Source organism: Phaeobacter sp. JH20_08 (assembly GCF_048056635.1).
Lineage (GTDB): Bacteria > Pseudomonadota > Alphaproteobacteria > Rhodobacterales > Rhodobacteraceae > Phaeobacter > Phaeobacter bryozoorum.
In genome coordinates this window covers 25831-51014 of sequence record NZ_JAYMVV010000001.1, presented here as the reverse complement: position 1 = coordinate 51014, position 25184 = coordinate 25831, and the positions used below count along the sequence as shown (strand labels likewise).

At 59.8% G+C, this 25184-nt stretch carries 24 protein-coding genes; 10 read left to right on the top strand and 14 right to left on the bottom strand.

The features are described 5' to 3' along the window. Positions 1 to 45 precede the first annotated feature (45 nt). Complete coding sequence (locus VWY75_RS00245) at positions 46 to 603, top strand: gamma-glutamylcyclotransferase (RefSeq protein WP_416537975.1); 558 nt, start codon at positions 46 to 48, stop codon at positions 601 to 603. On the opposite strand, the gene VWY75_RS00240 is transcribed toward VWY75_RS00245, so the two are convergent. From VWY75_RS00240 to tsaA, 5 genes are all read right to left on the bottom strand, one after another. Then, positions 600 to 2099 carry an ABC transporter ATP-binding protein gene (locus tag VWY75_RS00240; RefSeq protein WP_416537974.1) on the bottom strand — a complete coding sequence of 500 codons (1500 nt, stop codon included), beginning with the start codon at positions 2097 to 2099 and terminating at the stop codon, positions 600 to 602. The genes VWY75_RS00245 and VWY75_RS00240 overlap by 4 nt on opposite strands. Beyond that, positions 2096 to 2905 carry an ABC transporter permease gene (locus VWY75_RS00235; RefSeq protein WP_416537973.1) on the bottom strand — a complete coding sequence of 270 codons (810 nt, stop codon included), beginning with the start codon at positions 2903 to 2905 and terminating at the stop codon, positions 2096 to 2098. The genes VWY75_RS00240 and VWY75_RS00235 overlap by 4 nt, the downstream gene beginning before the upstream one ends. Further along, a complete protein-coding gene (locus VWY75_RS00230; RefSeq protein ID WP_416537972.1) occupies positions 2906 to 3946 on the bottom strand; it encodes an ABC transporter permease in 1041 nt (346 codons plus the stop codon). A gap of 4 nt (positions 3947 to 3950) precedes the next feature. Next, the gene (locus VWY75_RS00225; RefSeq protein ID WP_416537971.1) at positions 3951 to 5381 is read right to left on the bottom strand and encodes an ABC transporter substrate-binding protein; all 1431 of its coding nucleotides are present in this window, start codon (positions 5379 to 5381) and stop codon (positions 3951 to 3953) included. A gap of 207 nt (positions 5382 to 5588) precedes the next feature. Continuing rightward, entirely contained in the window at positions 5589 to 6254 is a 666-nt protein-coding gene (gene tsaA / locus VWY75_RS00220; protein WP_416537970.1) for a tRNA (N6-threonylcarbamoyladenosine(37)-N6)-methyltransferase TrmO, read from the bottom strand. 90 nt (positions 6255 to 6344) lie between these two features. On the opposite strand from tsaA, the gene VWY75_RS00215 reads away from it, so the two are divergent. From VWY75_RS00215 to VWY75_RS00200, 4 genes are all read left to right on the top strand, one after another. After that, positions 6345 to 7802: an SLC13 family permease gene (locus VWY75_RS00215; protein ID WP_416537969.1), complete on the top strand. Its 1458-nt coding sequence runs from the start codon at positions 6345 to 6347 to the stop codon at positions 7800 to 7802. Between the two features lie 265 nt (positions 7803 to 8067). Then, positions 8068 to 9261 carry a vanadium-dependent haloperoxidase gene (locus VWY75_RS00210; protein WP_416537968.1) on the top strand — a complete coding sequence of 398 codons (1194 nt, stop codon included), beginning with the start codon at positions 8068 to 8070 and terminating at the stop codon, positions 9259 to 9261. Between the two features lie 48 nt (positions 9262 to 9309). Further along, positions 9310 to 10413 carry a hypothetical protein gene (locus VWY75_RS00205; protein WP_416537967.1) on the top strand — a complete coding sequence of 368 codons (1104 nt, stop codon included), beginning with the start codon at positions 9310 to 9312 and terminating at the stop codon, positions 10411 to 10413. 6 nt (positions 10414 to 10419) lie between these two features. Continuing rightward, positions 10420 to 10860, top strand: coding sequence for a hypothetical protein (locus VWY75_RS00200; protein WP_416537966.1), 441 nt, complete (start codon positions 10420 to 10422; stop codon positions 10858 to 10860). Between the two features lie 59 nt (positions 10861 to 10919). Here the strand turns inward: VWY75_RS00200 and VWY75_RS00195 are convergent, their stop codons facing one another. Both VWY75_RS00195 and paaZ read right to left on the bottom strand, forming a co-directional pair. After that, a complete protein-coding gene (locus VWY75_RS00195; RefSeq protein ID WP_416537965.1) occupies positions 10920 to 11501 on the bottom strand; it encodes a flavoprotein in 582 nt (193 codons plus the stop codon). 31 nt (positions 11502 to 11532) lie between these two features. Then, entirely contained in the window at positions 11533 to 13656 is a 2124-nt protein-coding gene (gene paaZ / locus VWY75_RS00190; protein ID WP_416537964.1) for a phenylacetic acid degradation bifunctional protein PaaZ, read from the bottom strand. Between the two features lie 330 nt (positions 13657 to 13986). Between paaZ and VWY75_RS00185 the strand changes: the two genes are divergently transcribed. Next, the gene (locus VWY75_RS00185; RefSeq protein ID WP_416537963.1) at positions 13987 to 15096 is read left to right on the top strand and encodes an NAD-dependent epimerase/dehydratase family protein; all 1110 of its coding nucleotides are present in this window, start codon (positions 13987 to 13989) and stop codon (positions 15094 to 15096) included. A 6-nt stretch (positions 15097 to 15102) separates the two neighbouring features. Here VWY75_RS00185 and VWY75_RS00180 read toward each other — a convergent pair whose 3' ends face one another. Further along, positions 15103 to 16344, bottom strand: a complete 1242-nt coding sequence (locus VWY75_RS00180; RefSeq protein ID WP_416537962.1) for a lytic murein transglycosylase — start codon at positions 16342 to 16344, stop codon at positions 15103 to 15105. 94 nt (positions 16345 to 16438) lie between these two features. Continuing rightward, complete coding sequence (locus VWY75_RS00175) at positions 16439 to 16912, bottom strand: Lrp/AsnC family transcriptional regulator (RefSeq protein WP_340547613.1); 474 nt, start codon at positions 16910 to 16912, stop codon at positions 16439 to 16441. 84 nt (positions 16913 to 16996) lie between these two features. Here VWY75_RS00175 and VWY75_RS00170 point away from each other — a divergent pair, with 84 nt between their 5' ends. Both VWY75_RS00170 and VWY75_RS00165 read left to right on the top strand, forming a co-directional pair. Further along, positions 16997 to 18022 (top strand): pyridoxal-phosphate dependent enzyme, encoded by a 1026-nt coding sequence (locus VWY75_RS00170; protein WP_416537961.1) that lies wholly within the window; start codon positions 16997 to 16999, stop codon positions 18020 to 18022. Continuing rightward, a complete protein-coding gene (locus VWY75_RS00165) occupies positions 18015 to 19142 on the top strand; it encodes an amidohydrolase (protein ID WP_416537960.1) in 1128 nt (375 codons plus the stop codon). Before VWY75_RS00170 ends, VWY75_RS00165 begins: the two co-directional genes overlap by 8 nt. Here VWY75_RS00165 and VWY75_RS00160 read toward each other — a convergent pair. Genes VWY75_RS00160 through VWY75_RS00140 form a run of 5 tightly spaced genes read right to left on the bottom strand, consistent with a single transcriptional unit; the run spans position 19134 to position 22955 of the window. Continuing rightward, the gene (locus tag VWY75_RS00160; RefSeq protein WP_416541658.1) at positions 19134 to 20297 is read right to left on the bottom strand and encodes a sensor histidine kinase; all 1164 of its coding nucleotides are present in this window, start codon (positions 20295 to 20297) and stop codon (positions 19134 to 19136) included. The two genes, VWY75_RS00165 and VWY75_RS00160, sit on opposite strands and share 9 nt — an antisense overlap. Before the next feature lie 4 nt (positions 20298 to 20301). Next, positions 20302 to 21315: an ATP-binding protein gene (locus tag VWY75_RS00155; protein WP_416537958.1), complete on the bottom strand. Its 1014-nt coding sequence runs from the start codon at positions 21313 to 21315 to the stop codon at positions 20302 to 20304. Next, positions 21312 to 21719: an ATP-binding protein gene (locus VWY75_RS00150; RefSeq protein ID WP_416541657.1), complete on the bottom strand. Its 408-nt coding sequence runs from the start codon at positions 21717 to 21719 to the stop codon at positions 21312 to 21314. The genes VWY75_RS00155 and VWY75_RS00150 overlap by 4 nt, the downstream gene beginning before the upstream one ends. Continuing rightward, positions 21716 to 22078: an STAS domain-containing protein gene (locus VWY75_RS00145; RefSeq protein ID WP_416535420.1), complete on the bottom strand. Its 363-nt coding sequence runs from the start codon at positions 22076 to 22078 to the stop codon at positions 21716 to 21718. The genes VWY75_RS00150 and VWY75_RS00145 overlap by 4 nt, the downstream gene beginning before the upstream one ends. A 1-nt stretch (position 22079) precedes the next feature. Beyond that, positions 22080 to 22955 carry an STAS domain-containing protein gene (locus tag VWY75_RS00140; RefSeq protein ID WP_340547606.1) on the bottom strand — a complete coding sequence of 292 codons (876 nt, stop codon included), beginning with the start codon at positions 22953 to 22955 and terminating at the stop codon, positions 22080 to 22082. Between the two features lie 215 nt (positions 22956 to 23170). Here VWY75_RS00140 and VWY75_RS00135 point away from each other — a divergent pair, with 215 nt between their 5' ends. Together VWY75_RS00135 and VWY75_RS00130 are read left to right on the top strand one after the other, a co-directional pair. Then, on the top strand, positions 23171 to 23668 hold the full coding sequence (locus VWY75_RS00135; RefSeq protein ID WP_340547605.1) for an MgtC/SapB family protein: 498 nt from the start codon (positions 23171 to 23173) through the stop codon (positions 23666 to 23668). Positions 23669 to 23783: 115 nt separating this feature from the next. Further along, positions 23784 to 25154: a hypothetical protein gene (locus tag VWY75_RS00130; protein WP_416537956.1), complete on the top strand. Its 1371-nt coding sequence runs from the start codon at positions 23784 to 23786 to the stop codon at positions 25152 to 25154. Positions 25155 to 25184 lie beyond the last annotated feature (30 nt).

Sequence of the window (25184 nt, the reverse complement as noted above, 5' to 3'; positions counted from 1 at the left end):
TTCCAATTCGGGGGTTTCAGCGCGACCGCTTCAAGGAATAAGAAAATGTCCGATACACTTTGGGTCTTTGCCTATGGATCGCTGATCTGGGACCCCGGATTTGAACCTGCCGAGCAACTGCCGGCACAGCTGGCCGGATATCAAAGACGGTTCTGCCTGAACTCTCTGAGATATCGCGGGACTTTTGCACGACCGGGTCTGGTCCTAGCATTGGACGCCGCGGATGATGCGATCTGCAACGGCGTCGCTCTCGCTGTGCAATCCGGCCAGGAAACCGAGGTTCTGAAGGACCTTCGCGCACGTGAGCTGTTCAACCCCGCGTATCGCGAGATTACGGCCCCGCTGACACTCGTCGACGGCCGCGTGGTTGAAGCGCTCACCTATGTCGTCAATCGTGACCACGAGCAATATGACAATCACAGCCTGGCCCGCCAGGCCGAAATCATTGCTCAGGCAGCCGGGGAACGCGGCCCCAACTGCGACTACCTGTGGAACACTGCCGATCATTTGCGCGCGCTTGGTATTGCCGATAAACACCTCGACTGGCTGTCAGCCGAGGTCAAGACCCTGCAAGCACAGGGCGCCGGCAGCCACCTGCTCTAAGCCACCGCTCCCATAGGGCTGAGCCGCAGCTCACCGTCCGATAGAAACCGAATGTCGTGACCCAGGGCTGCCGCCACCTTGGGATCATGCGTAAACACGACCAGCGCAAGCCTTTCGGTCACCATCAGACTTCGAAACAGGCGCACGATAGTGTCGCGGCTACCGCTGTCCAAGGAGGCAGTGGGTTCATCGGCAATCAGGCAGAGCGGCCGCGCCAAAAGCGCGCGTGCAATGACCAGGCGCTGTGCCTCACCTCCGGACAAATCCGCCGCGCGCTGCGACAGAAATCGATCGCTGTGCGGAAGGCCGACCTTATCGAGCTGAGCCTGCACATCGTACCGGTCGCCAACTGGTCTGGTCCGCAGATAGAGCCGGACGGCGTCTTGCATGACCTGATCAACAGTCATGTGGCGGGCCAGCGCCCGATGGGGATGCTGCGACACCAACGCCAGTTCACACATCCGGCACGCTCTGGGCTGCGCGGCGTTTGCCTCGCGCCACATGACGCGACCCGCCTGCAGCGGCTCATAGCCAGAAATCAGACGCGCCAATGTGGATTTGCCACAACCGCTCGGACCTGAGACAGCCAGACAATGACCCGGTCTGACCAGAGTAGAGATGCCGCGCAACAGGGGCGTTCCGTTGCGCCAGTAGGACAGGTCCTGCACGACCAAGCCCGATGGATCCGCTGGAAGCGCCTGAGGACGTGGGACCAACGGAGCAACTCCTCGACCCTCAGGCCGTCGTGGAACGGAGGCCAGATTGCGCCGCCGTCCGCCGACCCTGGATCCAATAATCGCCCTATCGTGATCGCGCAATTTGCCATTTTGCAGCGTCACCGTCCGGTCTGCCATTCTGTCGGCCAGATATAGGTCATGGGTTATGAGCAATTGGCTTCGTCGCGGTCTGCCCTGCTCCAGCGCGGCTACGGCCAACCCCATATTGCCATGATCCAAGGCCGCTGTAGGCTCATCGAGGATCAGAACCGATGGATCGCGAGCCAGCGCAAGCACTGTCAGCACGCGCTGAATCTCTCCGCCGCTGAGATTGGCCGGATAACGATGTAAGAGACGCTGAGGAATATTGAAGCGCTTACAAAACCTTATCGCCAGCGATCTCCGATCGCGAGAACGCGGCAGCAGCTCCGCAACATGTTGCAAAACTGTCTGATGAGGGTTCAGCGCGTCAGACAGCGCCTGCACAATGAGGCCTATGTCTGTCTGGCGCAGCCGACGCCGCTCGGCCACCGTCGCTCGCAGCATATCGACGCCCAGGACTTCAGCCCGTCCCGACCAACGAAATCCGTTGCTGTTGCGGACGGCCTGCTCGACGTGACACCCGGGAAGGATCCCCACCAGCAGCCGCGCCAGACAGGTCTTGCCGCTGCCAGAAGCCCCCAGAAGCGCAAGCGTACGTCCGCGTGGCACCTCAAAAGAGACACCCTTGAGGATTTCCCGACCATCGTGCCAGAGGCAGAGATTTTCGACCCGTATCACAAGGAAAACTCCGGCACAGCAGCGGAGCGTAGACTCCTGTCGCCCATGGTCAGCGTGACATGCAGCAGCAGCGACAGGAGTGCGGCCGGCGGCAACAGAAGCCAGACCCAGGCGCCACTATAAAGTTGGTCCATAGCCGATTGCATCATGCTGCCCCAGGTTAACAATCGCGGATCGGTGAGACCGAGGAACGCCAACCCGGACGATTTTAGTGCCGCTTGCCTTATGTTCTGGACCATCAATACCCCGCATAAGGGACGCAGCGCGGCAAACAGATGCCAGCGCCAGCAATAGAGCCACCCTGCCCCCATAGCGCGCGCATATTGAATGTTCTCGCGCTGTCGCTCCCGGCGCAAGACCGCAGCGGCGACACGCACGTCATCGCTCCAGCCCGTTATAACCAAAAGCAAAAAAAGAGATAAAAACCCAGGGTTTAACAAGGCTGCGAAGAGCAGAAGAACCAGCATTGTCGGCACGACCTGCACCGCATCAACGATCCGTAGCACCATTCCAGACAGAAACGGCCCGGAAAACACCACAAGGCTTGCTGCACCAATCGCAAGAGTGGAGGTAACCATGGCTGTCGCCACAGCTAGAACGAGCGTCGTTGGTGTGGCGAGTATCAGCCCGGTCAGTACATCCTGCCCGAGCTCGTTCGTACCCAGCCAATGCGCCGATCCGGGAGCAATCAGAACATCACGGCTGCTGCGATAATCAAGAAGTCCTGCCTGCCCAGCAAACCAGATGCCAAGGCAAACCACCATGACGCTGGCGGGTAACCACCATTGCCGAAGGACCAACGGCATTCAGCCACGCCTCGCGAGATGGATCACCAGACCATCGACAATCCAATTCGCCAGAAGCACGAAAGCCGCCATGAAAACGACTGCGCCCTGCAGCAGATCATAGTCACGGTCCAGGATCGCACTGTAGATGAGATAACCTGTACCGGGATAGGAGAAGACGATTTCCACAAAAAACACAGCTGTGATCAACCCGGTCAGCGTGTCGCTCAACCGTGAGAGACACGCAGGTATCAGGCTGAGGCCAATATAGGCCCATCTCAGCCTCCATGGTGAAATGCCCCGCGCACGCGCATTCAGCACGAAATCCCGTTGCGCCAGCGTCAGCGTTTCGGCCCGCGCTAAGAAATAGAACCGTGCCAGTTCATGCAGGGCCAGCGCAAGCGTCGGAAGGATGGCGTGGCGCATAATGTCCAGAGCGCCGCCCACAGGTCCGGCAGCAGGAAGCAGCCGCTCAGCCCCGGCAGTTGGCAGAACCGGCCAGAGGATGCCAAAGGCCAGGAGGAGCAGGACTGCACCGGTGAACGGCGGCAGGCTCGCCAGTAACGTGACCACCGGTGTGACCCACCGATCGACAGTACCACCCGGCAACCGACCCGCTTCGATCCCCGTCAGCACACCCCCGATAACGAAGATCGGAGTTGCTCCGAGGATCAGCAATCCGGTCCAGGGCAATGCCGTGAGCAGAAGTTGCAGAACCGGAGCCGCATGGGGAATTGAGTAGCCCAGATCACCAGCCCAAAGGCCCTTTGCATAACGCCAGACCTGGGAGGCGATATCTCCAGTCAGGCCCATACGACCCTGCAACCGGTCCAGTTCGCCCGACCCAAGACCGCGTGCCAGATCCGTTGACAGCATGACCTCCAGCGTATCGCCGGGCAACATCCGCGTCAGGATCGCGCATAGTACCAAGACAACGCAGAAAATCAGAAATCGCAGCAGAAGCCCGCTCAGAAGCCGCGTGATTATTCCAGCGGCCGACGGTCCGGCATCCAACGACTCTGCCGGTGCCAACTCCAGCGGCCTGGAAAAGACATTGGCCACCTGATCACTCCAGGAATATGGACTTATGCAAAGCCGACGGAACCCCGATTGCCACACCGCCGGGCATGAATGGCGCAGACAGTTTGTCGTTAAAAACAGTTGCCATCAGCGGGTTCACCAGCATGTAAGAGGGAAGATTATCGGCGTAGAGTTGCTGGAACTTGGCCAGCACTTTGCGGCGTTCATCCTGACTCTGTGCTACGGCTTGCGCCTTGATCAATGCCGCCATTTCAGGATCCGCCGCAAAGCGGTCGCTGTTCCAGCCCCGACCAAAGACGCGGCGCTTGATATTGCCCGGATCTCCCAGCGTACTGGACGAGAACACCGTCAGGTCATAGTCCCCGTCAGCAACGAGGCTGTGCAAAGAGGCAACCTCCATAACCCGCAAATCGACTGAAAACCCAAAAGCTTCCAGCTGTTCGGCAATCACTCTGGCCGGTTTCACCTCGCGCCCATCAGTGATCAGTCGCAGGCGAATTTCATCCCCCTGAGCCAGCCACCTGCCTGCACCGTTACGGATCCATCCCGCCGCCGTCAGCATCTTGCGGGCCAGAGCCGGATCATAGGTGTAGGCAGCGGTGGTCTCATCGCTGTGCCACCTGGAGCCGGATTGGAAGTATCCCGTATCAGCAAGTTCCGCGCCGCCCGGATATGCGATGGCGAGCAGCGCGTTACGGTCAAGCGCATAGGCAATCGCCTGACGCAGGTCCTTGGATGCAAACCGGCCGCGATGATTGAAACCCAGCCGCAACACATGATGGCTGGGGGCTGTTGCGACATGGAAGCCAGCAGTTGTCGCCTCGTCGACCCTCTCGGGAGGCAGGTATGAGATCACGTCAACTTCACCGACACCCATCGCCTGCAACGCGGCATCTGGCCCCATTCGGACGATCCGGATCTGCGAAAACCGGGGCTTACCAAGAGGATGCTCTTCGGTCGCCTCAAGCAGGTAACGCCCCTGCGCCTTGTCATAACCTGTCAGGCGATAGGGGCCGCTTCCGATCGCAGCCTCTGGCGCTGCAAACCGGAAAGGATCCGCGACGCCTTCATAGATATGCTTGGGCAGGATCGGCACTGCGGAAAACAGGCCCTCAATCAGACCGTATTCTGCGCGTTTGACGTGCACCCGCAGGTCGTGCGGTCCGCTAACGTCGACCCGGTCAACGGATTTGACCGATCCAAATATATAAGGATGTTCAGCCATATAGCGGAAAGTAAACGCAACATCCTCAGCTGTGACCGTGGTGCCATCGTGCCATGCCGCGTCCCGCTGGAGGTCGAAATGATAGCTTAATCCATCTTCGGATCGGCTCCAGGCTCTGGCGAGGCCCGGAGCCGGATTTCCGTCCGTGTCTTGCCCGATCAGCGTATCGAAGATGTAGCTGGTATAGAGATAGCCGATGCCATTTTTGCGATGAACATAAGGCGCCAGCATACCGCGATCACCTTTACTGTCAGTGATGACCAGGTGCCCAAGCCGCTCCGGCTCCGCGGCCTTCAGCTCTCCCGCGACAAGGGTAGACCAACATGCGAGCGCGAGCCCGATCGCGGCAATACGAGCAGGGCAAAGATGGCGTACAATTCGGTAGACTGAAAACATGGCATCACTTTCTTCGTTACCGAAACACTCGCAGGAGACGCGCTACCAGCCGATGGTCGCGTCTGGGCGGGCATCTTCTTCGGGAACAACAGGTTTCAGGTCGATAACCGGGGTTCCGTCGATGCAGTCCAGTCCGCTGATCGTCAGCACGCCATCGGACTGATCCAGCAGTTGCACCGCGCTCAATCCAATGGGATTTGGCCGGTTTGGCGCGCGGCTGGCAAAGATCCCCCTTGCGACCTGACTGCCTCGCGCCTGGCGTACCAAAGCGCTGCGGTCGGACTTATGCAGCCAGTAGAGAACCCAAAGATGAGAGGCGAGCTCGATGTTATACAATGCAGCCTGATACTCGGGCGCCACTTCAATCCGGCTGGTTGCCGGGTTGCGACGTCCTGACATCGGGCATTCTTTGACCTCTGCAAATCCAGTGCGGATCACACCGATCGGTCTGATTTGAAACGTGTCGGATGGCACAGTCAGTAATTGCATCACATCAGTCATGGCGTCTCGCAATCGGTCTTGGGGAGGGAAAGGGCTGGCGGACCTGAAAGCACAGGTCTGGGCGGGCCACCGTCGAACGGTTTCCTTCTGATATGACGCAGTCCGGGCATCGTAAAATCGAAAGACCGGATGCGTGACCTCCATTTTTCTGAGGGCACGCTCTAGTTGTTGTGGAACCTTGAGGTCAGCGGAGCCTTTGGAATTCATGAGACCCCTTCTCCGATAAAACGATTGGCTTCGCACCCTGATCCGGCGGCATATCGTGTCCTGATAAGCGACCAGAGGACCCTCAGACGCATGACCGATCAAAGCCACCCCGCAGCCCCGAAATCCACACCGCCAATGCCGCCGACAAGCCACACGCTACCGCAGCTGCTTCGTAGGGGGCGATCACTGTGGACATTGCTGCTGATCTTCGCCTGTGCCGGACTCGCGGCGCTTGCGACCTGGGTCCACCTCGCCCCGGATCTGGCCATCGTCGCGGCACTCGCGGTGAGCGCAATCGGTTTGTGGGCGACTGGCCTCGTCCCTGAATATTGGACCGCTCTGGCGTTCTTTCTCGTCGCCGTCGTATTGGGAGTTGCTGCACCTGAGACGATATTCTCGGGCTTTCACTCTTCTACGTTCTGGTTGCTATTCAGTGGCCTGGTCCTCGGTGCCGCGATCAAGCACACGGCCCTCGACAAGCGGGCCGCCAGCGTGCTGGCCCTGTTGCCCCTGCGCAGCTATGGCGGCCTGCTGAGTGGCATTGTCGTCTTCTCGGTCGCGCTGGCCTTTGTCATGCCATCCTCGATTGGGCGGATCATGATCCTTCTTCCGATAATCTCCGCCTTGGCTGAGCGCGTCGGTTTTGGTCCGGCATCAAATGGCCGGACCGGGATGCTGGCGGTTGCTACATTCGGCACCTTTGCTCCGGCCTTCACCATCCTGCCTGCAAATGCTCCGAACATGATCCTCGTCGGGATGGCGGAAACCATTTACGGACTCAATATCTCCTATTTCGATTATCTCCTGCTGCATTTTCCGGTGCTTGGCGTTGTGAAATCGGCAGTCTTGGTCGGGCTTGCGCTGATGATGTTCCCCGACCGGATACCGCCCCATAGCGTCGCGCCGACAACCACATCTGAACCATTCAGCCGGCAGGAGCGGGCGCTGAGCCTGGTACTGGCGCTTTGCCTGTTGCTGTGGCTCACGGACCAGATCCATATGGTGTCACCCGCATGGGTGGGTATGGCAGCTGCACTGATCTGCCTGCTGCCTGGTGCAAATCTCACACGCAAGGGGTGCATCAACACCGATCTGAGCTATGGGGCCTTGCTGTTTGTCGCCGGCATCATGGGGCTGGGCGCCGTCATTTCGTCGGCGGGGCTGGGCGAAGCCGTGGTTGGTGCGGTCACTGGAACGGTTGCCTTCGCCGCAGATTGGCCGGTCTGGAACACATCTATCCTGATCGGGCTGTCGACACTGGTCGCGATGATTACCAATCTGCCCGGTGTCCCGGCCGTAATGACTCCGCTCGCCGGTGAGCTGTCAGAAGCCACCGGCCTGCCGTTGGAAACCGTTCTGATGACGCAGGTTGTGGCTTTCTCAAATGTCTTCCTACCCTTTCAGGCGCCGCCGCTGGTCGCTGCCATTCAGGCCGGAAACCTTCCAGCCAAAGCAATAATCCGTCTTTGTCTCAGCCTGTTCTTCATCAGCCTTCTGCTGCTTGCCCCACTGGATCTTCTGTGGTGGCACCTATTGGGCATGCTCTGAGTTGCTGGCCATCTGACCGCGTAGAAGGCGCCCCCAGAAGAAAACCTGAGGGGCGCCTTCGGGACTTTCGATTTGTACGAGCGGCCAAAGCATTTCTACCTATAGCTGCACTTATCACGGACGAGGTACTCCGATGTTGACCCTGACCCCTTGGCGCTACCAGTTGCTCTCTCATGCCTCTATCGCAAGTTTGGCAACAGCCGCTCTTTTCTCTTTTAGCGGACCGGCGCAGGCTGAGCTGGCTGCCGATTGGCAAGAAACCGCGATGCGTTTCGTCGTTGAGGAAAAATGGCCCGGCGCGCAGCGCCAGCGCACGCTGGCGCTGCTGCATGCCGCCATGTTTGACGCTGCAAACGCCGTTGATGGCGCATACCATGCCTATGCCTACGACGGTGCGCAGGATCCGACTGCTGACAGACGCGCAGCGGTAACGCAAGCGGCCCTGACCATAATGCAGCAGCTGATGCCCGAGCGCGCAGCAGATCTGGCATTGGCGGCTGAGACTGTCCTCGCCGAGGTGACAGATGCAACCGCCCGCGCAGCGGGGATCCGGCTCGGTACCGCAGCTGCGCAGGCGGTGTTGGACAAACGCGCCGCCGACGGCGCTGATTTCGCAAACGACTTCACCCCCGGACCAGGCGAAAATGGCATCTATCAGCCGACCTCCGAACGTCCGATGGTTGCTCCGAAAATTCGACATATGCAGCCCTTTGCACTCACCTCCGCAAAGCAATTTGATGTCCCGCCGCCGCCACAGCTCGACAGCATGCAATTCCAGCGTGATCTGGCAGAAGTCGCGCAACTCGGCGGCTCCACCTCGCAAACCGATCCTGATCTTATCGCAATCGCGAAGCTTCACGCCGGGTCTGGATCAGGCGCCTGGAACCAGATCGCCCGTGACAGCAGCCGCGCCTGCGCCCTGCCACTGGTGGAGGAAGCGCGAACCCTGGCGCTGTTGAATATCGCATTGACCGACGCTCTGATTGCCGGGTTCGATGCCAAATACACCTACCAGTTCTGGCGGCCGGAAACCGCGCTGGCCGCGGTTGGCAACGGGTACGATCATCCGCAGCTCGACACCATGGACGGCTGGACGCCGCTGGTGGCGGCGCCGATGCACCCGGAATACCCCTGTCAGCATTGCACCAGTGGCAGCGCTGCCCAGCAGGTGATGGAAGCGGTATTCGGCGCCGATGAGTTCACCTTTAGCTTTGAAGGCAAGGATGGCTATAGCCGCAGCTATCAAACCTTTGCCCAATTTGCGGAGGAAGAAGCAGAATCGCGGGTCATCGGAGGGGTTCATTATCGACGCTCCAACACGGTCGGCGACATGCTGGGTTATCAGATCGGCAGCTATATCAGCGCTGAGTTTCTGTCACCCGTAGCCTCCGCACAGGCCGTGAGCAGCGGGGGCGGTGCCGATTGCGCCGGTATCCTCTCAACCAAATTGTCGCAATAATCCCTCCCCCGCAGCAAGTAATCTGCCTGCTGCGGGGCTACGGCCGCGGTGCTTGATCCGGTCACCGCGTGTATCCAGCCAAGGAGCCAGACCATGGCGCAGCCTAATTCTGCACAGATGGCCGCTTTCTTGAGCCTTGGGCTGGTCCTGATCGGCGATCCAGCCATCGCCCATGAACCCTGGCTGCTTACGCCTGACGAAGTTCTCTCGCTTTCTCAAGCGACGGTACCGGACCTGTTTCGCAGTCCGATCCTGCTGATCGGCTTTGCGTGTCTTGCCGCAACCGCCATCTTTGCGATGGTCCTTGCCGGGCAAATCCTGCGCCCATGGGAGGACCGCATCTGTAAGCCCCTGCAGAAATGCAGCGCCGATTGGGGGACCTTATGTCTGCGGATCGGACTGGGAACGACGGTCGGTCTGAACGCGCTTGGAGGTTTGCCGCGCCACGGAACCGAGATGTGGAGCACGCCAACGCTCTTCGTGCCAGACATGCAGTTGGCTCTGATCCCAGGTTGGGACTGGCTGGCCCTGCCTGCACTGATTTCATCGGTCTTTCTGGTGCTCGGTCTCGGCACACGGTTCGCCGCCTTCGGCATCTTATGTCTTGTCGCCCTTGGCAGTCTCCTCTTCTCGCTCGATTTCATCGCCTACTACGGCTTCCATTTCGCCGCCCCCGCGCTGTTGCTGCTGCATTTTGGCGGCGGGTCACTTAGCGTCGATTATTACTTGCCGCCAGGTTTCCCTGCACTTCTGCCCAATGCCCCCGGTTTGGTCTGGTGTCTGGTTCAAGTCACCATGGGCGGAACTTTTGCAACCATTGCCATCCTAGTGAAATTCCTTCAACCGACGCTGCTGATCGCCATACTCGAGCACGGCAACATGTGGTTCTTTGGACTGCCGCTGCCGTTTGTCGCGCTGATCATGATGGCAATCGAGCTGGTCGCCGGTGTGCTGTTGGCGCTGGGGCAGCTCATCCGGCCAATCGCAGTATTCCTGCTGTTCGCCTTCACCTTCTTTGCCGTCAGCCTGGCAGAATCTCCGCTGCTGCACGGCAATCTTTACGGCGTCTTCCTGTTTTTCCTGCTGCACGGTGGGGCGCCTGTCGACCTATTGAGACGGCCGCATCGCCTTGGTGCACCCCAGACGGTATGAGAATAGATGTTGAAATTCGTCTTCAGCGTCAGCATGCTCGCCTCGGCCCCGCTGATTGCCATTTGCGCCGGTCTGCCTCTTGTGGCGATGATCGACGAGCTGCCGGCAGCACTCTTCGCCACCCTGCCAGACGATCACCCACTACCCGAGCTTGATGTTACAGCGAGCTACACGCCAGTCGAGGGCTGGCATGTGAAAATCGAGGTTGAGAATTTCGTGTTTACCGATCTTTGCATCAGCGAGGCCAAGGCTTTGGCCCGCGGCCATGCCCATGTCCATCTGGGCGCTGAGAAGATCGTAACCGCCTACCAGCCTCATATCGTGATCGGGCATCTGCCAAGCGGGACGCATGAGATCACCGTCTCGCTGCGGGCGCAGGACCATCGCGTTCTGGGGCGACCGGGGGGAGGCATGTTTGTCAAGACGCTGTTGATCAAAGCTCCCTGACAGGCACCAAACGGCGCAGCAGGTGCTGCACCGTGTCACCTCAGATTACATGCTGCAGGCTAACAAGCCGAAGGCAAACGGCTTTGCAGAATCTGCACCACCTGCTCCGGATCAGGGAGCGAATGATGCCCATGCTGGATCTTTAGCAAGGGATCGTAGTTCTCGCGCCATACCGGCTCAAAAACCTCATAACCGTCCTCGCGCAATTGCATCACGTTCCGGCGGACCGCGGGTTTTTCCCACATGGGGCCACCCATCACAGGAAAGAGCAGAACCGGGAAAGTCGCCGCAAGGACGACGGTGGTCAGCCGGTTCTGCGAGGACCCGTGCGCAATCGCCGAAAGCGTGTTCGCTGTAGTCGGCAGGATGGCGAGAATGTCATGATCCGCTACAATACGCCCCGGCTTGTCTGTCGGCCAGTCCTTCGGGTTATCGCCACTGATCACCCGATCAAGGAACAGTGCAACCGCGTCCATGTTTACAAATTTCGTCGCTGTCGGAGTGAACAGCGCGGTCAGTTCACAGTCGATCTCATTTTTGATTGCTCGCAGATAGAGCGGCAGCATTGTGGCATCCAGAGAGCCGGTAACGCCAATCAGAATGCGCGGGCGTGACGGGGTGTCGATCTCGGTGTTCGTCATCGAAAATATCCTATCTCAGTTGAATGTCTGACTATTCAGCGGGCTGTGTGACAGACGCCTCTGGCCTATCCGATGTGACAACAGCCACAGCCGCGGTGCCGGTCCTCTCCTGCGGAACAGGCGGCCAGGTCTTCATCACCAGCGTCAGCAGATCAAAGCGCGCCACGACCGCACCGCAGGCATTCAGCACACAGCAATCCCATCGCACATCGCCAAAAGGCGCAGAGGCACGCGGCGTGATCTCCTTGCAGGTCACGCGAACATGCAGGCAGTCGCCAAAATATACCGGCGCATGAAAGCGCAGATTGTCGGAACCAATATTGGCCAAGACCGGGCCCGGTGCCGGATCGACAAGCAGCCCATTCGCAAAGGAAACGACCAGCTGGCCATGCGCCACACGGTCGTCAAAAAACGGATGCGCACGCGCGGCCTCCCGGTCCATATGAGCGTAGAAGACATCACCGGTAAAATGGGCAAACTGCTCAACATCCTGTTCGGTGATCTTTCTTGTCTCGGTGATTAGCTGGTCGCCGATGCGCAGTGTTTCCAGTGACTTGCGGAACGGGTGACCATTGCGTCTGGTTTCAGCGCCCTCGACCCAACGCCCCGTCAACGCCGTCAGCAACTGCGGCGGTGCGTGAATTTCTGTCCGCATCATATAGGCCGCAACTGCGCGGCGAATATCCTCGGCACCGCAGACCTGACTGTGATGCGTAGCGGAAAAGAGGCGCGGAACGGTTGGATCGGTTGACAGCTCCAATGCCTGACGCGCCATTTCGCTGCCGCAAATTCTGACCTGGCCTTCTGCGGAGGTCAGACAGGCGGCAGCCTCCTGCGCCAGCGGACTGTCGTTGGTGAAGACGGTCGAGAACCGCGAACAGGGCGCCAGATTGGCCAGGGCAATCGCATCACATAGGCTATCATAGGCCATCATGGTTGCAACCGGCCCCTGCACAAAGGTCTCGTGGATGACAGAGGACTGGGCAGGCTGGCGACAATGCAGCAGCACTGGTGCGAGAAATGCCCCCCCTCCCGGTGCCGCCGCGAGGATAGGACCGGATATCACATCGGCGGCGCGGCGCAGCTCGGCAAGCGCGTTCTGAGCCGTCTTCAGATGCGCCCGCGACACCAATGGGCCCATCTGCGTAGCGGGGTCATCCGGCTGTCCAATAGCGATCTCGGATAGGGTTTCGACCAAACGCTCCACCACTTCATCCTCGCGGTAGCGCGGCAGCAGAATGCGACGCACCGCGTGACGCCGTTGACCCGCCCGCAGGATCAATTCGCTGCGGATCTCGCGGAGGAAGAACTCAAATTCCGGGCTCCCGGGTGCGACATCACTGCCTAGAATCGCCGCAGACAGACCTGTCTCACAGGATTGAAAGCGTACCAGACCTGCGGCAATCCCTGGGTGCTGTCGCAACTTCCGGGCGACGTCGCGCCCTCCGGCAAAGCTGACCGCATCACCTGCGGCCAGATACTCCAACACCCCGAGGGGCGGACAATAGAGCAACTGCACTGCGCCGGTTGGCAGCGTTTGGCTCTCATGGATCAGTTTTACCAGACGTTCGCTCACACAGGCGGTGGCGGGATCAGGGCAGATGATGCAGGGCACACCGGCGATCAGCGCGGGCGCGATCTGCTCCAGCAGCCCCGATACGGGGCTATCCAACGCGGTGATATGCACGGCAACGCCAGCAAGCGGGGCCAATATCTGTTGTCGGCCGGTTGCGCCGGCCGGTCCGATAGCATCTTCAAGATGCAGCACAGGGGCATTGGGCAGGGATTTCAGCGCCTGACCTGCCAGCGCCGCAAGACGCGCAATGCCAGCGTCGACGTCCAGCAGGCAATCGTGCCGCGTCGCGCCGATCGTCAGGCTCTCACGATATAGCCCTGCGCGGCTGTCGTTCAGAACCCGTGCTAGAGACCGCAGCCGTTGCGCGCGATCGTGGAATCCCATGGCGCGCAGCGCCGGCCCGCCAATCGCACGTGCATAGTCGACCGCCTCTCGCCCGTCATCAGCACTGAAGGACAGGATCGCATTCGGTCGATCGGTCGCAGCATTGGCAAGGCTCAGTGTCTCACCCGGGCGATGCTCCCATTTATCCGCAACCAGACTTTGAAGAAAACGGGGTCGTTCTACATGATCTGTCAAGTCAAAGCCCTCTTGCTGCTGCATCGCGGGAGTTTCCGGCGACCTGACAGCAGGACGCCACATGGCTCATCCGATCTGCATCAGGAAAGTCCGGTCATTCCGTCCTAAGGTCTCAGCCAAAGCCGGTGCCACATCCAATCGAAAGTTTGAAAACAGCGCCTCAGGATTTCTGAGGCAAACCTGGGCAGCCGGCTTGATCAACGGGGTTCCAAAACGCGCCGAGGGGAAGCCTCAGGATTTTCGATGTGCAATTTCGACCGCCCGCTGCCAGCCTGCGCAGGCTTAAACAAGCGCCGCCATAATCTACCTATTAATCCGAGGGAACAGGCAATGACCGGAACCGGAGCCTCTCGATACACGCAGGAGACAACCATCCCCAGCAGGCCGACAGGTCCCCGGCATATCTGTGTCGCAGGCGCCTCCGGTCTTGCAGGCGCGCATATTACCCGCGCAGCCCTTGCACTCGGTTGGCGCGTGACCGGTACACTGCGAGATGCGACGGACAGCTCAAAAACCATTCATCTGATGGCCCTGCCCGGTGCCAAGGAGCGGCTCCGACTAGTCTCAGCAAATACTGCTGATCCTGAGAGTTTTGCCCCCGCGCTTGATGGTGCCGACACATTGGTGATCACCTGCCTGCCCTCCATCCGCAAGGCGCCTGATGGGACTGCTGCGGGTGACCTGGATCGGGAAACGGGCCTGGAGCATTGCGTAATACCCGCACAATCAGCCTGTCACAATCTGATCGAAGCAGCACATCTGAGCGGTATTTCCGATATCGTCCTACTGTCGAGCACGGCATCCGCCGAGCCAGCGAGCGCGCCCCGGATCAAAAATGAACTGCGACACCACTCCGATTTCGAGCTTCAAATCCAGCAGCGGAAATTCATCGCCGCACAGAAAACGGCAATGGAAGTTGCGGCGGCGCGCCTTGCACAGGACCGGGATCTGCGTCTGATCATCTTCCTGTCAGGGATGATCGTCGGACCCGGTGTTCTGCCCTGCCATGATCAAGGGCATATTCTGGGGCGCCTCCGTCAGATGGCGTTCGGGGCGCATCCTTGGCATCATCAGACGCCAAAGGGGTCCATGTCGCTGATCCATCCGTCCGATCTGGCGGCGCTCTGTCTGGCCGCCTTGCAAAAACCGGGGTCCGAGGGACGTTATTTCGCAGTCGCCAGAAGTTGGCAATGGACCGAAATCTACAGCGAAATCGCCAAATTTGTTCCAGTAGGTGCCTTGCCAACCGCTGTCCCCAAGGGGACAGATCCCGTGCCGCCGACGCAGTTTGACTTCACCAGACGCGACAGTCTTGCAGTGCCACGGCACGGGTTGGCAGCTATGATCGCCAGCTTCTTTCACTGGTTGGATCGTCATGACCATCCAGACTTCGGCAAGGTTACCGCCGGCGCGCATCCGACAGGGGCTACCAACCGGTAGCGGCTATCACCGGGCAAGATCAGACCGCATCGCTGAGGTCGGGAAACATGTGGCCCGCCGCCCAGCCGCCTCTTGCCAGCGGCCGATCGAACGACGGGTCTTGAACCCCGCGAGCCCGTCGGCGCCGCCGACGTCATGGCCAAGTCGCTCCAGCCCGCGCTGCATCGCCGCGACGTCAGATCGCAACATGTTGTCGACCTGTCCCCATTGACCTTGGAAATCTCCGACGCCAAACTGAATGCGGTCACCGACATGCCCCACAAAAAGCGCATAGAGGTCGCTCTTGTTGTAGTCTTTCAGCACATAAAAGTTCGGGGTGACCAGAAACGCGGGACCATTCCGCCCAGCGGGCAGCATCAGAAAGGCAACGCCGTCTTGTTCATGCTGCGGAAAGGGCCGTCCAGAACTACGCCGGACACCCAGCGCTTCCCAGTCACGGATGGTTTGCCCCTGATCCGGGCCTTCTAGGGCACATGAAACCGCATCCGGTAGGGAAACCTCAAACCCCCAGTCTCGCGATTTGTCCCAGCCATGGCGCGCCAGATAACCACCGATAGACGCAATTGTATCTGCCTCGGAACGCCAAATATCAGCACGACCATCGCCGTCGCCGTCTTCGGCAAACTTGAGAAAACTGGAAGGCATGAACTGAGGCTGGCCCAATGCGCCAGCCCAGCTGCTCTTCATCACATTGCCCGGCGCATGCCCGGCCTCGGCGATCTGCAGGGCTGCAATCAATTCCTGGCGAAAATAGGGAGCGCGGCGGCTCATGAAGCCCTTGGTGCCCAACACCTCAAACACATTGTGAGGGATCTTCACCTGACCATAGCCGCTCTCGCGCCCCCAGATCGCCAGAATAATCCGCCCCGGTACCCCGGTACGGCGTTCGGTCTGTTGCAGGGCAGCTGCATGTCGCTTCGCCATCCGGCGTCCGACCGATGTCGCACCGTCAACAGAGCCGCGATTGAAGTAGCGCCCCGGCGCGCCAAATTCCGCCTGACGCTGGCGACGGGGAGGGTTGGCCTTAGTGCCCGGGGGGACCAGATCCGGCAGATCCCAGTTTAGTTTAACCCCGGAAAACGCAGTATCGAAGGTCGTCCGTCGAACGTCGGCAGCCTGTGCCTCGGGCCATATCTCCTGCAGCAGCCAGCGCTGAAACTGGCCCTCAACCTCTGCACGATCCATAGCCGATGCGGCCCCCAAGTGGAGCACGCAACAAAACAGAAAACACAGTAAACGAGCCACCACGCTCAACCCTCCCGCCAATCGCAAAATGAACGCGCAACAGGCTGCCCTATTGCCGTCGGGACTCGTCAGACGCCCGCAGCCGCCAGTGGTCATTTCATCCGGCGGAGACCGGAACTTCAAGGCTGACTTTCTTGCGCCCCATTACAACCGAGGTCCGGAACCGTCGCACATTTGAGTCTTCGAAAAACAATCGTTTGGTCAGTTCTTCAAAGGCCTCCATATCAGATGCGGTGCAAATCAAACAGAAGTCCGCTTCGCCGGTCAGATAGTAGCACTGCTGGACCATCGGTTCGGATCCGGCCCGGCGGGTGAACGCGTCGATCTGATCGAGGCGCTCACGCTCCAGCTCGACCATCACCACAAATGTCATGGGCATACCAACCTTGGCTGGATCGACAAGCGCGATCTCACCGGTGATCACCCTGCGCTCGCGCAGTGATTTCAGCCGCCGCTGAACCGAGGCCGCAGACAACCCTGCCTGAACCGCAAGTGATTCCAGCCCAAGCCGTGTATTGCGCTGCAGGAGTGTCAGCAGGGTCACATCAGCCTTGTCGAGTCTTTCCCCCATACTTGCCCCTCATGATGCAAGAATTTCTCGTAATGTACCCAAATTTGATCGGAATACAGCAACAACCTTTCCTAGACTGGCCCCATGAACAAGATCAATGTCACGCTCGACCCCGCCCAGCCTCAGCAGATGCTGACCGCCTGCCCGGCCTATCGCCCCTCGCCGCTCCTCCAGCACGAGGTCGACGGTCAGCAGGTGTGGATCAAGGATGAAACCAACAGAATGGGTCTTGGGGCCTTCAAGGCGATGGGCGGTGTCTATGCGGTAGCGCAGTTGCTGATACGCGAAACCGGTCTGACAGCGGCGGATCTGGCCAGTGATCGCGGGCGGGCCGCTGCTTCAGGGGTCACCTTCGTCTGCGCCAGTGCCGGGAACCATGGCATGGCCGTCGCCGCCGGGGCACGTCTTTTTGGCGCTAAATGCCGGATCCACCTGGCCGAGACTGTACCTGAGGATTTCGTGCAGCGGCTCCGAGCAAAAGGGTCTGAGGTGATACGCTCCGGCGCCACCTACGAAGAGAGCATTGCAGCGGCTATCAAGGATGCCGCAGAAAGTGGCGCAGTTCATCTCGCAGATGGTTCCTGGCCCGGCTACACCGAGCCACCCCGACTGGTGATGGAGGGCTATACGGTCATTGCACAGGAAATGCGCGACAGTTTTGCGCGCTCTGCTCAATGGCCGACCCATGTCTATTTGCAGGCCGGCGTCGGCGGTCTGGCCGGTGCTATGGCTTATATGATCCGTGCAAACTGGGAAGTTCAGCCTGAAATCATCGTTGTTGAGCCGGATGCCGCGCCCTGTCTTCAGCATAGCGCGCGGGCGGGCGAGATGGTGACGGTTGAGGGTCCGGTCTCCAATATGGGGCGGCTCGACTGCAAGACACCCTCAATGCTTGCCTATGAGATTCTGTCAAAGACCGCTGATCGCTATTCCACTATTTCCGATAGGGCCGCTCTCAGCGGCGTTGATGCCGCCGCAGACCTCGGAATCCCCAGCACCCCGTCGGGAACAGCAGGCCTAACCGCCCTATTGCATGACATCAAGGTTGGCACATACCCTGAGATGCGCCCATTGGTGATCCTATCAGAAGGCAGGGTCGAAGATGCCTGATCTGGATCTTGTCGCCTTTCGTCGCGATCTCCATATGCACCCGGAGACCGGGTTTGACCTGAACCGCACCTCCGATGCGATTGCGAAGGTCCTGGAAACGGCAGGATTGCAGGTCACTCGCGGGATCGGCGGGACGGGGGTTGTCGCCACGCTCCGACGCGGCGGGGACACCACGGGGGTTGCACTGCGTGCTGATATGGATGCGCTCCCGATTGAGGAAGCCACGAACCTCTCCTATCGCTCGCGAACGCCCGGGCGATTTCATGGCTGCGGTCATGACGGGCATAGCACGATGCTCCTGGGCGCTGCCCTTCGCCTTGCAGCTGACCCAACATTCGACCGCACCGTCCATTTTCTGTTTCAACCAGATGAGGAGAACGGCACAGGCGCGGCCGCGATGATTGCCGATGGTCTATTCGACCGCTTTGACATCAGCCGGATCTACGGACTGCACAATATGCCGGGGCTGCCAATCGGCCAGTTCGCAACCCAGGCCGGTCCGTTCTGTGCCTTTGAAGATAACTTTGAAATTAGGATTACTGGGCGCGGCGGCCACGCCTCGATGCCTGAAAAAGCGATTGATCCGATTGTGACCGGGGCCGCAATCGTGACCCAGCTGCAGACCATTACTTCGCGCTCCGTTTCTGCCCGGGATCATTGCGTTGTCTCCGTCACGGATTTTGAAACCGATGGTGCGCGTAATATTCTGGCGAGTAACGTCGTAATATCAGGGGATTGTCGTGGTTTTGAGGCAGATGTCTCTGCCAGGATCGAAGAGAGGATGCGGGCCATTGCCAATGGGATCTCCATGGCACATGGGGCCGTCTGCGAAGTGGACTACTCCACGTCGTTTCAGCCTCTGGTCAATGAGCCGGAGGGCACAGCGCGTGCCGTGGCTGCGGCTGGACGGGTCGGCAGCGTTGACCCCGCTTACGGGCGTGTCGGGTTTTCGGAGGATTTCGCCGCGTTCCTACAACATCGGCCCGGGGCATTTCTCCTGATGGGCAATGGCACAGAGGGTCCGCACGCCATGCCGTTGCACAATCCCGGGTATGATTTCAACGATGATGCCATCGACGGGGGCGTCTCCTATTGGTGCGACTTGGCCCGCTCAGGATAATCCGCTGCTATTGCTCGGCTCAAACGGCAAGGTAAACACAACCCGCATGCCATTGGAGCCATCCACCTCCGTCGTGCCCGCATATTTCCCAACCATGCTGCGGATCATCCGCCAACCGAGCGACCCGGACCGCTCGGGCCTGGCATCACCCTCAGCCAAACCATGCCCATCATCAGCAATCACCAGCCGCAATGCCTCGTTCTGCTCTGTCAGTTCGATCAGGATTTCCCCATGATCCCGCCCGACAAAAGCGTGCTTGTAGGCATTTGTCAGCAGCTCGCCCGCCAGAAGGCCCAGGTCAATCGCCATCGAGCTCGGGATTTCGATGTCATCGCCGCGAACTTCGACCGCCACCTTCAGGGCCTCTGAGTTGAACGCCCCTTCGGCATTGGCCGCAACCTCCCGCAGGAAAGGCAATGCCTGCAAGTGATCGACCCGCGCGGAGCGCTGCAACTGCTCATGCACCCGGATGACGGATTGAACACGTGCCTCCAGATCGGACAGCACAGAAATCGTCTCCTCAGACTCGGCCCCACGTCGACTCATTCGGATAAGGGCACCGATCAAGGCCAGATTGTTGCCGGTGCGGTGATGCACTTCCTTCATCAGGAGATCACGCTCCGTCAGTGCCTCAAGCAACATACGGTTCTGCTCCGCCAATTCTGCGGTCGGATCTGCGCCGCGTATCTTGCTGATGGCCTCTGTCGCGGCCTGCGTCGCCTCGCTCATCTCATTGCTTCTCAACGGGCTGAGAAACAGCAGCTCTATCTCCGTACCCTCCGGGTTGCTGCGCACCGAATGATGATCCGCGAGGCGTGACAGACCGCGCAACCCCAGCCCCAGACCCGCCCGGGCTGACGCTGCTGCGGCGCGCCGTCCGCGCATGATATCATCAAGTCCCTCTATCCCCGGCCCCTGATCCGTGATGGCGGCCCGTAGCGCCACCTTGTTGCTTTCGTCCCTCAGGCCGAGCCGAACCCGCCCGCCGCTGGCATGCTGCTGTGCGTTGCGCGCAGCCTCAAGCAGGGCCGTTACCGCCCGCGTTTGGGCAAACGTGCCGAAATGCAGCGCTTTGGTAATCGCCATCGCAATAAATCGCAGCCTCAGAACATCCTGTTCCGTGTCGATTTTCACCGTTATCAATGCTGTAGACACGAGGTTAGCTCTCTTTCGCGATTTTGATGACCGCCAGACCCGCGTCGTCGCGTCCACGGAAGTTCTCAGCCATAAGTTTCCCCGCAATCAGCAAGGCTGAACGCATCAGCAAAGCGGGTTTTTCGTGCAGGTCTCGTAAAGTCAGAAGACCGTCACTGTGCAAGATAACCGTATCACCGGGCAACAGGTCTATCTCGTCCGAAAACGGCGCAACCGGACCGGCACCAAGACGACCGTCACGGGTCGCAAATCGCTTTGTTTCGCCCAGTCGGGCGCGGATTGTCGCGATATTTCCAACGGCGGCGTAGGACATGCGCCGACCGTCCGCAGCCACGGCGACACAGGCCGCAACCGCCCCGCGTGTGGCGGCGATTTCATCTGAAATATCTGTCAGCGTTGTCGCAGGGGTCCGGCCTCGCCTCTGGGCAAACCCATGCACCACGGCATCGGCGGCGTCAGCAGCGCGATGTCCATGGCCTAGACCATCACAGAGGATCAGATCCAGCCGCACGTCCGACCGCGCATTGTGACGTACACAGGCCAGATCCCAGCCGTCCCCGCAGCGCGTTTCCGCCGGATGTGTCACCAAAAGCCCCGCAACCTCCATCGCGGCAGGTCGATAGGGTGTCTGCCGGAACTCACAGGCGACCACCGTGCCTTCGTCGCGGGTCGAATAGATATCGAAATGGTCCGACAGGCGCTGCATGGCGCCAAGACCAAGCCCCGCCGAATCCTCGCTGCTGATACCGTCCCGCATCATCTTTTCCAGACTGTCGATCCCCGGCCCCTGATCGACAACAATCAGCGCCAGACGCGGGCCCTCGACCCCCGGCATGACCTGCATCAGGCAGCGACCGCGCTTGGCATAGCGCAAAACATTGGTCGCCGCCTCGCTGGCAACAATTGCGATTTCCTCAATCCGGGCGCGTGAAAACCCGGCCGTCTGCGCCAGCTGACGTGCTGTGCGACGACAGACCGAAACATCGCTTGGATCGGCAAGGGGCAGCCAGTGGGTCATATGCGAGCCATCATTGTCACGCGTGTTCCTCTACCATATTCGGTCACGACGTCGAACACATCAGCCAAGCGCTGCGCACCGCCAAGACCGCGCCCCATACTGCCTGCGGTGCTGAACCCGTCCCTGAGCGCCGCGTCCAGATCAGCGATACCAGGTCCATTGTCGATACACACCACGCTGATTGCGGTGGGGTCACTGTGCATATAGATACGCGCTTCGCCGCCGCCACCGTGCATGATAACATTTCTTGCAATCTCGCTGACCGCTGTGACAAATCGGGTTTTCTGACCCGCGCGTGCACCGCGTCGTTCCATCTCTCGGCCAGCCATTCGGCGCACATGAATAACGTCACGGTCCCTAATCAGCGCACATACGCCAACCAGAACACCATCCGTGGGCATCATCCCCGGCTCTGCGCCCGCAGATCACGCAGGGCATGTGTGAGGCTCAGCGCGGTCTTGCTTTCAGAAAGATCCATACCCAGCTCAACCAGGGTCATCGCGACCGCCGGACGCATACCCACGACATAAGTCTGCGCATCCAGCAGCTTGGAGACACCGGCCAACTGCGCCAGAATACGGCCAACAAATGTATCGACAATCTCCAATGCGCTGATGTCCATCACAACAGCCCGAGCCGCATCAGCCACCACACGTTCGGAGAGCGCTTCCTGCAGATCCAGAATATCGGTATCCGAAATATCTTCCTGGATTGCCACCAGCAGCACACCTTCGACAAAGTAGATGGCCGATGCCGCAGACATGTCAGTGGTCCTTCTTTTTGACGATCGCGTAGCCGACCCGATCCAACGCATCTGCCAACCCGTTGCGAATGGTCGAGCGGGTGGTCACTTCACCGACATCAACGCCCAGCTGCACCATCGTCTGGGCAATGGTCGGGCTGATGCCGCTGATAATACATTGCGCGCCCATCAGCCGCACAGCCGCTGCCATACGCAGCATATGCTGAGCCACCTGGGTATCGACGGTCTGCACGCCGGTCAGATCAACGATCACCACTTCCGCCTCACGACGTAAAATGGTTTCCAGCAGGTTCTCCATCACCTCCTGCGCGCGCGCTGAATCCATCGTCCCGATCAGAGGCAGCGTCAGCACCTTGTCCCATAGTTCGACCACAGGCGTGGACAGCTCCTGCATCTGGTCGCGCTGCTGTTCGATGATACGATCCCGCTCGGCGATAAACACTTCGGCGCAATAGACCGCAAAGGCATCAATCACCCGGCTGATGAACCAGATTTCTTCGACAAGCTGGCTGGGAAAATCGGCGAGTTTATCTTTCAACCGGTAAAAAATCGGCGCTTTGAGCGCCAGCACAAAGGAGGCCATATCACTGGGCGTCACACCCCGTGAACTGCGCTCCTGGGTGACTTCGACCAGCACGCTGCGCAGCTCTGCCCAAGCGTCGCTGGAGAGATCAAATCGATCACCGGTCGCACCGTTTTCGATCCCCGAGATCAACGCGCGCATCAGGCCACTGGTCTGCTCGCGCCCCTCTTTATGGCTGAATAGATCGGTCCGCTGCACACCTTCATCGCTCTGGGTCGTGATCCAGGCGCTGACAATCTCTTCAAAATCATGCTGCAAGATTGTGAGTACAGTTTCAGTAGCGGTTTCTGTCATCTCTACCTCGTTTGGGCTGGGACCCGGTATCTGACGACCCGGAAGCTCCGCTGAATTGGTCGATTGATAGCGCTCCCTTCCCCGGTCTGTAAACATAGATATTCTGCAATAACTGAGACGGCAGTGGAAATTTTCCTTTTTTTCTGTGAGGATAGAAGACTATGATTATATCCCGACACACCCGATGATCTGTCGCTCCACAAAAAAGGCAAAACATGTCCGCGCCGCAAACAGCCGCTATGATCGCCTTCGACAGCTTTCTTCTGCGCTGTTGTCTTGCCGTCGCTCTGGGGCTGCTGATCGGACTGGACCGCGAGATAAAGCACAAACCTCTGGGCGCGCGAGCCTATATGCTGATCTGCCTGGGCTGCTGTGCATTGACCATACTGACGCTTAACCTCGCCGCAGCCGCTGAAGAGGGGACCGCAGCCATTGATCCGTCACGAACCATTCAGGGTATCGTCGGCGGCATCGGGTTTCTTGGTGCTGGTGCCGTTATGTCTACGACAGAAGCGGGCAGACTTCGCGGTGTAGGGAGCGGTGCCGCAATATGGGTTGTCGGCGTCGTGGGGATTGCGGTTGGTTTTGGCTTCCTTGCCGAAGCCACAGCGGTTGCGGTGCTGTCGTTTCTCATCCTGACGATCGTGGATTGGGCGCAACAGCACCGGCCAGATCTCGACAATGCCAAGGATGACTCCCAGGACGACAACTGACCACCGCCGACCGGGCTGGCGCAAATACTGCACCAAATCACCGATCTGACGCGAGCGGCAATTGCATCTTCTCCCCTGCACCATATCTTGAAGCAAACAAAAGGGAGCACTGCGAATGACCACTCGGCACCCCGGTCAGCCCTCGGACCGCACAAGCGGCCATACCTCCGGGCTGAGCCGCAGCGAGGCACGCGCCGCGCAAAATGCTCGCGATCTCGAAAATCACCTCAGCTGGCTCGACAGCATCACCGGCACCGCTCTTGGCGTGCTGGCTGTCGCCTCGGGGATCTACACCTATCTTGGGGTTTCTTCGTTGCTGGATGATACCGGCGCGTTCTCGGTGATTGCGGCGCTCGCCTATTCGGTTGCGGTCTCGGTCGGGATTTTCGTGTTCTGGTCCTACATGATGCGGCTGGTTCCAACCGTACGCACGGCGGCCGCCCGCATTGGCCTTGTGCTGTCAATGGCGCTCGGTTCGCTCGCGATAATCGCCATGTCGTCCTGGCTCAACGCCGCAGCGCTCGCCGGTGCAGCCGCGGTTGAACAGCATCTGGCAGTAACTGTTCAGGACTACCAGACAGCCCTGGAACGTGCGGATGAAATCACCCAGAGCGGCCAGAGCCTTGCCCGTGACGTCGCGCGGGTGCGCCAGACCTTCGTCGACCTGTCCGAGCAGGAAGCAACCGGTCAATTGTCCGGTTTTGCCGGTCAGGGCGCGGTCTTCCGGTTGCTCCGTCAGAAATCAGATGAGCTTGCAGCGCTAGAAACCCAGATCACCAGCCAGCAACCGCTGGTCGAATCCGCCTTTGATGAAGGCAACGCGATCCTGTCTCGTATGCGCGCCCTGACGGTGGAACAGGGGCCGGTCGCGCAACGGTCGGTGCAGTTTTCCGAGGAAGCGGTTCGTCTGGCAAATGTGATCACCCAGTTGCGACAGCTATCGGTTGCCCCTCTGGTGCAGCGCGCGGCGCGGGATCTCTCCGATAGCGTCGTCACCCCCGAGCTGGACGGATCGGATGCCGCCACGCGGCAGGGCCAGCAAGCCACCATCGACAGCGTCCGACGTGTGCTGGCGCAGCGCGCCGACGGGCTGGGCGCTGCTGCTGCCGCCGTATTGGGCATGACGCCCCCGCGCGATACCACATATACGCCGGTCTCCGCAGCTGATGCGGTTATCCTATATGCGGGGAACTTTGTGCCTTCCTGGGCCGGCGCTATCGCGATTGATCTGCTTCCGGCCGTCCTGGTTCTGATTATCGCCATCACACAGGCTGCTATCCGCGCCGGACGCGAAGGCGCAGCAACCGAAGACACCATGACGCTGGCCGAGTTGCGGGCCGCCGTTGCAGCCATCCGCGATATCGACACCTCTCTCGACCGGGCTGCATCAATCACCCCTGCCCACCCCACTTCGACCCCAGATGTGACCTCTGGCAGCTCAGCATCGGATATAGCCAATCTGGACGATAAACGCCGTGCCGACTGACCGGGCAGACCATCAGCAGGACTTGGCAGC

Excerpts from the sequence above, each read along its gene's own strand:
- VWY75_RS00245 (WP_416537975.1), top strand. The coding sequence starts at position 46 with ATGTCCGATACACTTTGGGTCTTTGCCTATGGATCGCTGATCTGGGAC.
- VWY75_RS00235 (WP_416537973.1), bottom strand. The coding sequence starts at position 2,905 with ATGCCGTTGGTCCTTCGGCAATGGTGGTTACCCGCCAGCGTCATGGTG.
- VWY75_RS00225 (WP_416537971.1), bottom strand. The coding sequence starts at position 5,381 with ATGCTGGCGCCTTATGTTCATCGCAAAAATGGCATCGGCTATCTCTAT.
- tsaA (WP_416537970.1), bottom strand. The coding sequence starts at position 6,254 with ATGAATTCCAAAGGCTCCGCTGACCTCAAGGTTCCACAACAACTAGAG.
- VWY75_RS00215 (WP_416537969.1), top strand. The coding sequence starts at position 6,345 with ATGACCGATCAAAGCCACCCCGCAGCCCCGAAATCCACACCGCCAATG.
- VWY75_RS00210 (WP_416537968.1), top strand. The coding sequence starts at position 8,068 with ATGCGTTTCGTCGTTGAGGAAAAATGGCCCGGCGCGCAGCGCCAGCGC.
- VWY75_RS00200 (WP_416537966.1), top strand. The coding sequence starts at position 10,420 with ATGTTGAAATTCGTCTTCAGCGTCAGCATGCTCGCCTCGGCCCCGCTG.
- VWY75_RS00195 (WP_416537965.1), bottom strand. The coding sequence starts at position 11,501 with ATGACGAACACCGAGATCGACACCCCGTCACGCCCGCGCATTCTGATT.
- VWY75_RS00185 (WP_416537963.1), top strand. The coding sequence starts at position 13,987 with ATGACCGGAACCGGAGCCTCTCGATACACGCAGGAGACAACCATCCCC.
- VWY75_RS00175 (WP_340547613.1), bottom strand. The coding sequence starts at position 16,912 with ATGGGGGAAAGACTCGACAAGGCTGATGTGACCCTGCTGACACTCCTG.
- VWY75_RS00170 (WP_416537961.1), top strand. The coding sequence starts at position 16,997 with ATGAACAAGATCAATGTCACGCTCGACCCCGCCCAGCCTCAGCAGATG.
- VWY75_RS00165 (WP_416537960.1), top strand. The coding sequence starts at position 18,015 with ATGCCTGATCTGGATCTTGTCGCCTTTCGTCGCGATCTCCATATGCAC.
- VWY75_RS00155 (WP_416537958.1), bottom strand. The coding sequence starts at position 21,315 with ATGACCCACTGGCTGCCCCTTGCCGATCCAAGCGATGTTTCGGTCTGT.
- VWY75_RS00150 (WP_416541657.1), bottom strand. The coding sequence starts at position 21,719 with ATGATGCCCACGGATGGTGTTCTGGTTGGCGTATGTGCGCTGATTAGG.
- VWY75_RS00145 (WP_416535420.1), bottom strand. The coding sequence starts at position 22,078 with ATGTCTGCGGCATCGGCCATCTACTTTGTCGAAGGTGTGCTGCTGGTG.
- VWY75_RS00140 (WP_340547606.1), bottom strand. The coding sequence starts at position 22,955 with ATGACAGAAACCGCTACTGAAACTGTACTCACAATCTTGCAGCATGAT.
- VWY75_RS00135 (WP_340547605.1), top strand. The coding sequence starts at position 23,171 with ATGTCCGCGCCGCAAACAGCCGCTATGATCGCCTTCGACAGCTTTCTT.
- VWY75_RS00130 (WP_416537956.1), top strand. The coding sequence starts at position 23,784 with ATGACCACTCGGCACCCCGGTCAGCCCTCGGACCGCACAAGCGGCCAT.